This window comes from Maribacter vaceletii, assembly GCF_003634105.1.
In the GTDB taxonomy this organism is placed as follows: domain Bacteria; phylum Bacteroidota; class Bacteroidia; order Flavobacteriales; family Flavobacteriaceae; genus Maribacter_B; species Maribacter_B vaceletii.
Genome location: NZ_RBIQ01000008.1, coordinates 372,747 through 385,345, shown reverse-complemented (window position 1 = coordinate 385,345; position 12,599 = coordinate 372,747). Strand labels below are relative to the sequence as shown.

Here is a 12,599-nt window from a genome sequence, read left to right as displayed (position 1 = left end):
AAAGCTCTTTAGGTTAAAGGGAAATATATTTTTGCCTAGAAAAGGTAACTAATTCTTCAAAAAAGGCAGTGAATTCATCTTCAAAAGCTAAATAATGTTCTTCAAGGTCTAAAATGGCAAAGTTCATTTTAGATTTGTTTTTTGTGCGCCTGTTCATTCCATTAAGTACACGGTTTATTCCTTCCATGTTAGAATAGTTGTAAATCCAATTTTCACTAATCATATAAGGCATCATACGTTTAACTCCGTCGGGTAAAATGGCGTAATTGTCTTCTAGCAAGTCATAAAAATCATTAACAAAAATATCTAATGGAGTGTCAGAATACTTTTTCCAATTTTTTGCAAGAAAGTGATCGTAAAAAATATCTACTATAACTCGGCTATAATGACTATAGTTTTTGTGTAGGCGCTTGCTGCTAATTTTTGGAATGGCATGCGTATCTGTAAAAGTATCAATAAAGCGGTGTAGCTGTATGCCTTGTTGCACACGTTCCGGTAAGTGTTTATACTTATTACTTCTAATACTATCAGCAATAAAATTGCCAATTGTAATATCATTATCACCAAAAGATAAATAAATGTGTGCTAAAAAGTTCATATAACGATAGAAGTTTTCTTAAGGTCGAATTTACGAAATGCTAAACTTAGGATAAGAAATAGACCTGTATATTTGCAAAAACTTTTTTATTTATTATATGACACTAATCAAATCAATATCAGGAATACGTGGAACCATTGGAGGACTTCCAGGAGATAATTTAACACCAATTGATGCTGTAAAATTTGCAGCAGCCTATGGAACATGGTTAAAAGGATATTCAAAAAAAGAAAAATTAAAAGTAGTAATAGGTAGAGATGCTAGGCTTTCTGGGCAAATGATTCAGAACCTTGTAGTTTCTACACTTACAGGTCTAGGTATAGATGTTATAGATTTAGATTTATCTACCACACCAACTGTAGAAATTGCTGTGCCTATTGAAAAAGCAGATGGAGGAATTATACTAACAGCAAGTCATAACCCTAAACAATGGAATGCCTTAAAGCTATTAAATGAAAAAGGAGAATTTTTAGATGCAGCGCAAGGTGCTGTTATTTTAGAATTAGCAGAAAAAGAAGAATTTACTTTTTCAGAAGTTGACGACTTAGGATCCGTTGTTGAAAACAATGCCTATATAGATATACATATAGATGAAGTTTTAGATTTACCATTGGTAGATGCAGAGACTATTAAAAAAGCTAAGTTTAAAGTTGTTGTAGATGGTGTAAATTCTACAGGAGGTATTGCTATACCAAAACTATTAGATGCTTTAGGTGTAGAAGTGGTTAAATTATACTGTGACCCAACTGGTCATTTTCCTCATAACCCAGAACCACTAAAAGAACACTTAGGAGATATTTGTGATTTAGTAGTAAAAGAAAAGGCCGATTTTGGTATTGTTGTTGATCCAGATGTAGACCGTTTGGCTTTTATAAGTAATGATGGAGAAATGTTTGGAGAAGAATATACTCTGGTTGCTTGTGCAGATTATGTTTTAGGAAAAACAAAAGGAAATACAGTATCTAATTTATCCTCTTCAAGAGCTTTAAGAGATATTACTCAGAAACATGGCGGTACTTATGAAGCTGCTGCTGTTGGAGAAGTAAATGTGGTAACTAAAATGAAAGCTAATAATGCAATTATTGGTGGCGAGGGTAATGGTGGTATTATTTACCCAGAAAGTCATTATGGTCGTGATTCTTTAGTTGGTACAGCTTTGTTTTTAATGCATATGGCAGAAAAGGGAGGTACAGTAGCCGAACTAAGAGCTAGTTATCCATCCTATTTTATGAGTAAAAAGAAAATACAATTAACTCCTGGATTAGATGTAGATGGTATTTTGGTAGCTATGGCTAAAAAGTATGATGGCGAAGAGATATCTACTATAGATGGTGTAAAAATAGATTTTGCAGAAAATTGGGTGCATCTACGTAAATCTAACACAGAGCCAATTATTAGAATATATACAGAGGCTAAAAGCCAAACTGAGGCAGATAGTTTAGCAGATAAAATTATTGGAGAAATTAAAGAAGTGGCTGGTATATAAATAAAATCATTTGTAGTATAAAAAAGAGGTTATCTTGTATAAGGTAACCTCTTTTTGTTGTAATATGCTTAAGCGTAAATTATATACAGTATTATATTAATTATAAAAAGATAATTATGAATAGCATATATTTTAAAGGGAAAATAACCAGTATTTATTTTTTTCTTTTTTTAATGGTAATTTCTTGTAATTCAGAAGAGGGTGCTATTAAAAAAGAAGTATGGGGTAATGTTACAGAAAAGGAAGTTTACTTATATACTTTTAAAAATTCTAATGGCATGGAAATGAAAATAACTAATTATGGGGGTACTATTACCTCTGTTATTGTACCTGATAAAGATGGGAATTTTGATGATGTTGTTCTTGGGTTTGATAATCTAAAACAATATTTAGCCCCACATCCTTGTTTTGGAGCTACTATAGGCAGATTTGCAAATAGAATAAAAGATGGTGAATTTAAAATAGATGGAAATATTTATTCGCTTGTTAAAAATGACAAAGGAAATACAGCTCATGGTGCAAATGAATTTGATAAAGCAGTTTGGGATAGTGAAATAGTTAAAACAGAAAAAGGAAGAGGAGTAAAACTGCATTATATGTCTAGTGATGGTGCCAACGGATTTCCAGGAAACTTAGAAGTTTACGTAACATATACTTTAACTAATGATAATGCAATAGAAGTTCATTTTGAAGCGGAAACAGATAAAGCCACCCATATAAATTTAACACAACATAGTTATTTTAATTTATCTGCTCTAAATGATAAAATTTATGACCATGTTATTACAATAGATGCCGATAATTATACAGAAATAGATGAAGAGATTGTTCCTACAGGAGTAATTTCTTCTTTAATAGGAAAAGATTGGGATTTAACAAAGCCAACGCGTATTGGGGATAATATTGGTAAACTAAACTTTAATGGCTATCATTATAATTATGTTTTTAATAAAAAAGAAAAAGAGCTAAAAGATGTTATTACGGTGATTGAGCCTAATTCTGGAAGAACTCTAAATGTAATAACCACTCAGCCAGGAGTACAATTTTATACTGGAAATGCAATTGATGATAAAATTGTAGGTAAAAAACAAATGAGCTATGGTCCTCATGATGCATTTTGTTTAGAAACCCAACATTTTCCAGATACTCCAAATCATTCTAATTTTCCTTCTACATTGATAAGACCTGGAAAAAAATATGATGAAACTGTTATTTATAAGTTTGGAGTTGTAAAATAATTTAAAGATATTCTTTAGGAACTCTATTTCTATGTTTCCACCTTCTATGGGTCCATAAATAATGTTCTGGCTTCTCTTTTATTTGTTGTTCCGTTAAGCGTAAGAATTGATCTGTTATTTCATTCTTTTCTGTGTTCGTTGCATTTGTAGTAATCGGAATAAACTCGGCTGTATAATAGCCTCTTTTTACTTTACTAACTTTTAGAAACACTACTGCTAAATCTAACTTTCTTGCCATAGTTTCTGCACCATTAAAAATAGGAACTTTTATATCCATAAACTCTGTCCAGTATTGTGCTCTACCAACCATTGGTGATTGATCACTCACCATTCCATAAACTGCTTTTACGTTATTTTTAGCATTAGCCATTACTGTTTTAACTGTTTCTCTTTGTGTAATTAAGGTTGTATTCCATCTAGCTCTTGTTTTTGTTATCCAAGAGTCAAAATGTTTGTTGCTAATTTTTTGATATACAGCATATCCTTTGTCATCAATATAATTATTCATACTTACATTCCATTCCCAATTGGCATAATGAGCGCATACTACTAAAATACTTTTATCATTTAAAATGTCTTTTAGTACTTGCATGTTGGTAACGTGGTATCTCTTTTTTACTTCTTCTTTAGAAAGGTTCATTGTCTTTACCATTTCTAAAAACATATCACACATATGTTTATAAAAATCTTTTTCTATTCTTCTGAGCTCAATATCGCATTTTTTTGGAAAAACTAAAGTAAGGTTATCCCGAACCACTTTTTTACGATACCCAAAAATCCGATATACAATGATATACACTACATCAGAGAAAAAGTAAAACAATTTATAAGGTAGTCTAGATATTATCCATAACAATGGATAGACTAAAACATAAACAAGCAACTGCATATTCTATATTATAATTGGCAAATATAGTTATATTTGAAAGGTATATAAATTTTTAGATAATGAACAATCTTCATGTAGCAACTATTGCTGTAATGGCTGCCAATATTATAGTTTCTTTTAAAGGGTTTAATGACACTTCTTTTTTTGAGCGTTATAAATTTGGTATAGGTCCAATTAAAGCTGGGCAAAAGGAACGCATGTTTACTTCTGGTTTTTTACATGTAGATATTTCTCATTTATTTATGAATATGTTTACGCTTTATTTTTTTGCCGATGTTGTTATAGATTATTTTGGACCGGCTAAATTTCTTTTAGTATATATGGTTAGCCTTGCTGCGGGTAGCTTATTGGCATTGTTTTTTCATAAAGATGAGCCGTATTATTCTGCAGTTGGAGCTAGTGGGGCAGTAACAGGTATATTATACGCGGCAATATTATTAGAACCAAATATGCGTTTAGGTATTATGTTTATTCCTATTCCGTTACCGGCATATGTTGTAGGTATAGGGTATTTGTTATATTCAATATATGGAATGAAAAGTAGATTGGGTAATATAGGCCACACTGCACACTTTGGAGGGGCAATTGGCGGTTATGTAGTAACATTGCTTTTTATGCCTAATTTATTGGTTACAGATACTCTAATTGTTTTGTTGTTAGCTGTCCCTATTATTATACTTATTGCTTTAGAAAGAATGGGGAAATTGTAAACTACTTTAAAAATAAAGCAAAACTTATCTGTAGTATAGTGTTAAATAGCTACACCTAAGTGTATTTCATCGAAAAATACAGGCGGAGGCATACATAAAGTTTAATTTTGACGTTACGTTAGAACCCAAATCTAATTAAACAACCTACTTTTATGAAAAAGACCCCCTTTTATGTAGTAGCCTTTTTAGGCTTAATGACATCGTGTGTAGATGAAACTACAGTATTCAGTGAAACCCAAGATGATATTACAATTGAAGCAAGTGAACAAGCGCTAGAAAATAGCATTGTTTATGATAATGCTGGTGTTTTAGATATTTTTGAAGAAGCTTCTACATCAGGAAAATCTGGATTAACTTCAAAAGATGAAGAAATAGCAGGAGATTATCCTTTAACTCTTGTAGCACAGGTAGATGCCCCTTCTTTTAAAGGAGGAGAAAATCTTACAGCATCGCATGTACATGTAGATGGAGACTATGCTTATGTATCTTATAATACAGTAGAAGATGGCTATGCTGGTGCAATGGACATTATTAATGTAAGTGATCCAAATAACCCAAGAGTAACATCAAGATTGTACTATTCTAATGCAGATATAAATTCTATTCAATATAATAATGGATATGTGTATTTTGCAGGTGGTGTAGATGCAGAATTATCTGTAAGAGCAACTTCAAATTCTTTTTTAGGTAAAATTGCTGCTTCAAGTGGCAGGTTTGCTGGAACAACAAATATTGAATATGTATTCCAAGAAGGTTACAATGCAACAGATGTTGTCGTTGAAGGTAATAATGTATACGTAACTAGTGGACAAGAAGGAACTTTGTCTATTTATAATAAGAGTACACTAAACTCTATTAATGAATCTGAATTTTTAGATTTACGTTCTGTAGCTGTTCAAGATAATAATGTTGCGGTTTTAGACGCAAGTAAAGGTGTAGCAGTATTAGACTTAAATTTAAATATTGTTAAAGAGATTGCTATTGATAGTGATTTTGGAATAAATACGAAAAGAACGTTAGATTTTTCTGGTGATAATATTGTAGTTGCAGAAGGAGCTAAAGGAGCAGGAGTATATAGTATTGCAACTGGAGCTTTAAAAGAATATATTCCAATATTAATTAACCCTAATGGGGTAGATTCAGGAGATGTTGTTACAAATTCGGTTGCAACTAATGAGGGTGTTTTGTTAATGGCAAATGGTGGTGCAGGATTATGTTTATCAGAAGAACAAAATGATAATACAGATTTAGTTGGTATTATTCAATTAGAAGGTTCTGTAAATTATGTTGCTACAAAAGGAGATTATGTTTTTGCAGCATCTGGAAAAGAAGGTTTGCAAATTATAAAATTAAATAAACCAGATGAAAGTTTAGCTAATCGTTGTTCTCAATTATCTTTATTTTCTGGAAGTGCAAACTTAAATGTAAATAGTAACCAAACACTAGAATATAGAGGTTCTAAAAGGTTTAACAGTTTAAATGTTAATGGTTCATTATTATTATGTGGTTCTTGGACTGTTAAAAATGAAGTTGGTGTTAATTCTAATGCTTTATTTGAGATGAATGGAACATTTGTAGTTGGTAGAAATAATAGTAGAAAAAACATTGTTGTTAATTCTGGAGCAACTATGCGTGTAGAAGGTAATTTAATAATTTACGGAGATTTAATTCTTAATGATGGAGCTACAATAGAATTTATTGGAGAAGATTCTGTAGTAAATATATTTGGAGACGTTAAAAAATCTGGAAACGTTTCTGTAGAAGGTAAATTTAAAGACGTTAGGAATAAGTTCTAGTTGTAGAAAACAATATTAAATTAAAAGCCCAAAACATAAATTTATGTTTTGGGCTTTTTTTAATGAATACTGTAGTTTAATTTAATAGCTCAGCAACTTTTTCTTCTATAACGTTATAGTTTAGGTATTTTTCTTTGTAATTAGGCTGTTTTTGTCCAGTGTAAAAGCAGTAGGTATATATGTTTTCTTATTTTTTTATTTTTTTAAATAAACAAATTAATCCAAATTAGGTTTTTTGTTTTTTTTTGAGTTTATAGTAATTTTATAATAGAAATATTAAAAAATTACTATATTTCGTATGAATTTACTTCATAATTTATAATTATTGTTTGTAATAAAATGACAAAAAACCTTCCGGATAATATTATACTAGAGAAAGTTATAAGTGGAGATACAATTGCTTTTAAGGAAATATATGATAGGTATTCAAAAGACATGTTTTATTATGCTTTTAAAATATTAAATAATAAAGAGGTTTGTGAAGATATAATCCAAAATATTTTTATAGATTTTTGGTCAAAACGTAATACATCTGATATAAAGAAATTAAAGCCCTATCTTTTTCAAAGTGTAAAATATCAAATATTCAACCATATTAGAAATAAGAAAATTTCCAATGAAGATTTAACAAGACTGAATTTGATTGACGTTTCTTTGAATATTTCTCAAAGAATGGAATATCTGGAATTAGAAGAATTAATTAAGGAAATTATAGAACAACATCTCCCAAATAGGTGTAGACAAATTTTTATCTTAAGCAGATTTGAGCATAAATCTAATCAGGAAATAGCAAACGAGTTAGGTATTACTATACAAGCTGTTAAAAATCAAATATCAAAGGGCATTCAGAAAATAAAATTGAGCCTTCAATCCGAGGAAGTAGTACTCCATATTTTTCTTATTTATTTTTCTATTTCGATGTAGCTCTAATTTAATTTTATTGGTGAAGTAACATTATTTGTTTAAGAATGATAAACTCATATTTTTTGCCTTAAAAAAAGATAAAATATTTAATATTTTATCTTTTTTTTTGATAAAACATCAAAAAAAATAAGAATGGACGTGTACCAAGAGTCGATTTTAGGTACTTAGTATTTGTGAAACATAATTTAGTTTAATTTTTTATGAATAAGAGACAAGTAAAAAATCTTTTTAAAAAATACATTAATGAGGAATGTACAAAGCAAGAAAGAGCTCTGTTAGATAATTATTTGGAGTCTTTTCAAGATAAACAAATATTGCTTAGGGATTTAAACTATGATACTGAAATGAAAGATAAAATTTGGAAAAAAATCATTTCCGAATCGACTCAAGATGAAAAAGTTAATAAATATTCATTTATTAATTATATAAAATACGCAGCAATTATAACCGTAATTATCTCTGTGTCTTTTTGGTTTATAAATAGTAAGAGTAGTACAGCAGAATCAAATTCAGAATTAATTATAGCAGAGCAGGCAATCATTCTTAAAACGAGTGATAGTGAAAAGGTTATAATTGATATAGAAAATCAGCAAAACTTAGTAGCAAAAGGACAGGTTGTAGGAAAACAGAATGGAGCAACAATTAATTATTTAAATAATAAGACTGTCACCGATTTAGTCTACAATGAAATTAGTATTCCGTACGGAAGAACATTTAATCTTACATTATCTGATGGAACTATGGTTCACTTAAATGCCGGTACTACAATGAAGTATCCGGTAAATTTTATAAAAGGAAAAGAAAGAGAAATTTTCTTAAAAGGTGAGGCATATTTTGAAGTGGCAAAAGATAAAGAACATCCCTTTATAGTAAATACTAATGATATTGGAGTTAGGGTTTTGGGTACCCATTTTAATGTAAATTCATATAAAAACACGGATTCATATGCTGTGTTGGCAGAAGGAAGTGTAGTTGTATATAAACAACTATTGAAGAGTGATTTAGAAACTCATATAAAAATAGTTCCTGGTCAAAAGGCATCTTTGCTTAAGGAGAATATAACAGTTAAAAATATTGATATTGATAAATACTTGGGGTGGCGAAATGGAAGATTGTTGTTTGATAATGAAGAGTTTAAAGATGTAGTTAAGAAAATTGAAAGAAAATATAATGTTAAAATTGAAAATGAATATTCAAAATTAAACAACTTGAAATTTAAAGGAGATTTTGAGGACGAATCTATAATTGATCTATTAGATACCTTTAAAGAAAGTGCAAGATTTAATTATGAAATAATAGATAACAAAATAATAATCAAAAAACCAATATAGATATGACTTGACTTAAAAACTAAAAAAACCGAGAAACGCGGGAACGTTTCTCGATTAAAAATGACTTTAACCGAATTGTAAAATAACTAATCAAAATCATACTAAAATATGAAAAAAACAGACAGGTTTTCTGTGTTTCTAGGAAACTTTTTAAAAAAGAACAGAGAAATGAAACTCTCATTATTGTTATTTGTTCTGGTGTTATTTAATGTTAATGCCAATACTTATTCACAGAATAAAAAAATATCACTAAACATAGAAAAAGAATCTATTGAAAGTGTTTTAAATAAAATAGAAAAACAAAGTCAATTTAAATTTTTTTATATCACTGGAGAAATTGATGTTTCAAAAGAAGTATCCATAACAGTAGAGAAAACTCCAATAAAAGAAATATTAGATATTCTTTTCAAGAAAAGTAATATTTCGTACACTTTGGTGAAAAAACAAATTGTATTAAAGAAAAGTGATAACTTAAAACAGCAACACAAAAAGTTAATTAAGAGTAAAAGTAAACTAGAACAGCAAAATTTTACGGTATCAGGTATTGTTACTGATGATGACGGTGCTCCATTACCAGGAGCAAATGTTATAGTAAAAGGCACAACAACAGGTACGCAAACAGACTTTGATGGTAAATATGAAATTGAAGCTAGTAGTGATGGTGTTTTAGTATTTAGTTACATAGGTTTTAAAACAAAAGAAGTTTCTATTAACAAAAAAACTTCTATAAATATCGTCTTAGAAGAAGATGCTGCTGGTTTAGATGAAGTTGTTATTGTTGGATATGCTAGTCAGAAAAAAGCGACAGTAACAGGTTCTATAAGTACATTAAAAGCAAAAGAAGTTTCTGAAATTCCTGTTTCTAATGTATCTAGTTCATTAGCGGGGCGCGTAACAGGTTTAAATATGAGGCCAAATGGAGGGGCGCCAGGAGATGATAGTCCAAATATTAATATTAGAGGTATAGTTACTACAGGTAGTACTACACCATTAATTGTTGTTGATGGAATAAGAAGAAATAATTTACAACAAATAAACCCAAGTTCTATAGAGACTATAACAGTTTTAAAGGATGCGGCAGCTGTTGCTCCTTTTGGAATTGGCGGAGCAAATGGGGTAATTCTTATTACAACTAAAAAAGGAAAACTTGGTAAGCCTAAGGTTTCAATTAATACATCTGTTGGTTTTCAAAAGCCAACTTACCTTCCGGAAATGGTATCTGCAAGAGATTATATGGCTATACAAAATGAAGGGTATTTTAATGATAACCCTAATGGAGCAACGCCACCTAATGATCCAAATTTAATTGCAAATTATCCAAGTTTACATCAAGATGACCCTTTTCTATATCCAGATTCAAATTTCACAGACGTTTATAGAAAAACTACACCAGTTACAACAAATGGTATAGAAATTGGAGGAGGAACAGAATTTGTTACTTATAGAGGAGCTTTAAATCGTTTTAAGCAAGAAGGAATTTTTGAACCAGTAGGGTATCAAAGATATAATTATGACCTGGCCTTAGAGGCAAAAGTATCTGGAACTACTAAAATTAGTATGTCTCTTATTGGTTCTATCGAAGATACAGATGGTATTGATGCAAATGAAAATTTGCCACATTTGTTTAGAAGTTTTTACAAATTTGTGCCAACGCAATCATTAGTGTATCCAGGTGGAGATAAGTGGGGGGAATCTTCTGCAAGCACACCTGTAGGGGTATTAAATTCTAACGGGTATGATAAAACAGAAAAAAATACATTATTAAGTAGCATTGCTGTTGAACAAGATATTCCATTTGTTAAAGGATTAAGTTTAAAAGGGGTGTTTAGTTTTGATACTAATACAAAACATAATAAAGGTTTTCATGTGCCATTTGTTTACCAAAATATAGATTTAAGTTCTACACCTTACACTTTTACAGATGCTGTGTCTAATCAAGAAGGAAATGGAGCTCCTTTTACATGGCTCCGAACTAGAAATGATAGGTTTAAAGGGTATACTTATCAAGGTTATATTAATTACAAAAGAACTTTTGGAGATCATAATATAACAGGTTTGTTTGTAGCAGAAGCAACTGAAAAAGAAGGAGACTGGTTTAGTGCTAGAAGAGAACGATTTGGATTAGATATAGACGAATTAAATTTAGGGAGTTCAGATTTGTTAGACTCTAGTAATGGTGGGTCATCATGGACTCAAAGTGAAATAGGGTATGTATACAGATTAGGGTACAGTTATAAAAATAAATATATAGTTGAGGCTTCTGGTCGATATGATGGGCATTATTCTTTTGCACCAGGTTCTAGATGGGGCTTTTTTCCAGCATATTCGGCTGCCTGGAGAGTATCTGAAGAAAAATTTATGAGTAATATATCTAGTATAGATAATTTAAAAATAAGAGGTTCTTGGGGTAAATCTGGAAACCTACCTTATTTTGAAAATAATGGGAATTTTACAATAGCGGATTATCAGTACTTAGATGGTTATGATTTACGTGGAAACGCTTATGCTTTTGGATCTGGTTCGGTAGTACAAGGATCAAGAATTCCTAATGAATCCAATCCAAATATTACATGGGAAATAGCAACTAAGTTAGATGTTGGTTTTGACTTATCTATGTGGAACGGATTACTAAATGTAGAATTCGATTATTTCAGAGAAGATAGAACAGATATGCTTCTTCGCCCTCAAGTTACTTTGCCAGTAGAATATGGGTTGGCAATAGCACAGGAAAATAAAGGAGAAATGAACAACCGTGGATTTGAAATAGCGGTAAGTACACATAAGGAGTTTAAGAATGGCTTAATTATGGATTTAGGAGCAAATTTTAGTTATTCTAAAAATGAAGTGGTAGAAACATTTCAATCGGATGCCCAAAGAGATAACCCTAATAGAACCTTAACAGGACGCCCTTATAGAACTCCTTTTGGGTATAAATCATTAGGACTTTTCTCAACGTCAGATGATGTAAATGGAGATGGTTTTATTAATTCGGATGATGGTTATAATGTGGTGCAATTTGGAGATTTGCGCCCAGGAGATATACGTTATGCAGATTTAAGTGGGCCAGATGGTGTGCCAGATGGAATTATAGATGTAAATGATGAGACAGTGATTGGAGACCCTTCTCAATATCCAGGGATGACATTTGGCTTTAACTCTTCTTTTAATTATAAAGGCTTTGATTTATCCTTGTTTTTTCAAGGAGCAGCAAAATCAAGCGTTAGTATGCGTACATTTTTAACGGTTCCATTTAGTAATAACGGAAGTAATTTTGCATATGAATATTTTGATAATAGATGGACACCAGATAATCAAAATGCAAGATACCCTAGAGCCACTACAGCGCCAACACCTAATAATGGTCAAAATTCAGATTTTTGGATGGAAGATACTAGTTATTTACGTTTAAAAACTTTAACTCTTGGATATTCATTACCTTCTTCTTTAACTTCAAAAATAGGTGTAGACTCTATTAGACTACATGTAATAGGGCAAAACCTATTAACTTTTAGTGGTTTAGATTTTATTGACCCAGAATTAGGGTATAGAGATTTGGAAAGAGCATATCCAGTAGGTAAATCATTTGCTTTTGGAGTAAATATTGGACTATAATTAATATAGATAATT

General features: G+C 30.6%; 9 protein-coding genes. 7 read left to right on the top strand and 2 right to left on the bottom strand.

Annotated elements, in window-relative coordinates; all coding sequences use genetic code 11:
- Window positions 1–13: 13 nt before the first annotated feature.
- Window positions 14–598, bottom strand: a complete 585-nt coding sequence (locus tag CLV91_RS09260) for an acyl carrier protein phosphodiesterase (RefSeq protein WP_121066848.1) — start codon at window positions 596–598, stop codon at window positions 14–16.
- Between the two features lie 97 nt (window positions 599–695).
- Here CLV91_RS09260 and glmM point away from each other — a divergent pair, with 97 nt between their 5' ends.
- Window positions 696–2,084: a phosphoglucosamine mutase gene (gene glmM, locus CLV91_RS09255; RefSeq protein WP_121066845.1), complete on the top strand. Its 1,389-nt coding sequence runs from the start codon at window positions 696–698 to the stop codon at window positions 2,082–2,084.
- Window positions 2,085–2,200: 116 nt separating this feature from the next.
- Window positions 2,201–3,322: an aldose epimerase family protein gene (locus CLV91_RS09250; protein ID WP_121066842.1), complete on the top strand. Its 1,122-nt coding sequence runs from the start codon at window positions 2,201–2,203 to the stop codon at window positions 3,320–3,322.
- Window position 3,323: 1 nt separating this feature from the next.
- Here CLV91_RS09250 and CLV91_RS09245 read toward each other — a convergent pair whose 3' ends face one another.
- Complete coding sequence (locus tag CLV91_RS09245; RefSeq protein WP_121066838.1) at window positions 3,324–4,211, bottom strand: lysophospholipid acyltransferase family protein; 888 nt, start codon at window positions 4,209–4,211, stop codon at window positions 3,324–3,326.
- Between the two features lie 59 nt (window positions 4,212–4,270).
- Here CLV91_RS09245 and CLV91_RS09240 point away from each other — a divergent pair, with 59 nt between their 5' ends.
- The 5 genes from CLV91_RS09240 to CLV91_RS09220 all read left to right on the top strand — a co-directional run bounded on the left by CLV91_RS09240 (window position 4,271) and on the right by CLV91_RS09220 (window position 12,584).
- A complete protein-coding gene (locus CLV91_RS09240) occupies window positions 4,271–4,921 on the top strand; it encodes a rhomboid family intramembrane serine protease (RefSeq protein WP_121066834.1) in 651 nt (216 codons plus the stop codon).
- Between the two features lie 152 nt (window positions 4,922–5,073).
- Window positions 5,074–6,717: an LVIVD repeat-containing protein gene (locus CLV91_RS09235; protein ID WP_121066831.1), complete on the top strand. Its 1,644-nt coding sequence runs from the start codon at window positions 5,074–5,076 to the stop codon at window positions 6,715–6,717.
- A gap of 339 nt (window positions 6,718–7,056) precedes the next feature.
- On the top strand, window positions 7,057–7,641 hold the full coding sequence (locus CLV91_RS09230) for an RNA polymerase sigma factor (protein ID WP_121066828.1): 585 nt from the start codon (window positions 7,057–7,059) through the stop codon (window positions 7,639–7,641).
- Window positions 7,642–7,841: 200 nt separating this feature from the next.
- The gene (locus CLV91_RS09225) at window positions 7,842–8,972 is read left to right on the top strand and encodes a FecR family protein (RefSeq protein ID WP_121066825.1); all 1,131 of its coding nucleotides are present in this window, start codon (window positions 7,842–7,844) and stop codon (window positions 8,970–8,972) included.
- Between the two features lie 108 nt (window positions 8,973–9,080).
- Window positions 9,081–12,584 (top strand): TonB-dependent receptor, encoded by a 3,504-nt coding sequence (locus CLV91_RS09220; RefSeq protein WP_211333209.1) that lies wholly within the window; start codon window positions 9,081–9,083, stop codon window positions 12,582–12,584.
- The last annotated feature ends 15 nt before the right edge of the window (window positions 12,585–12,599 follow it).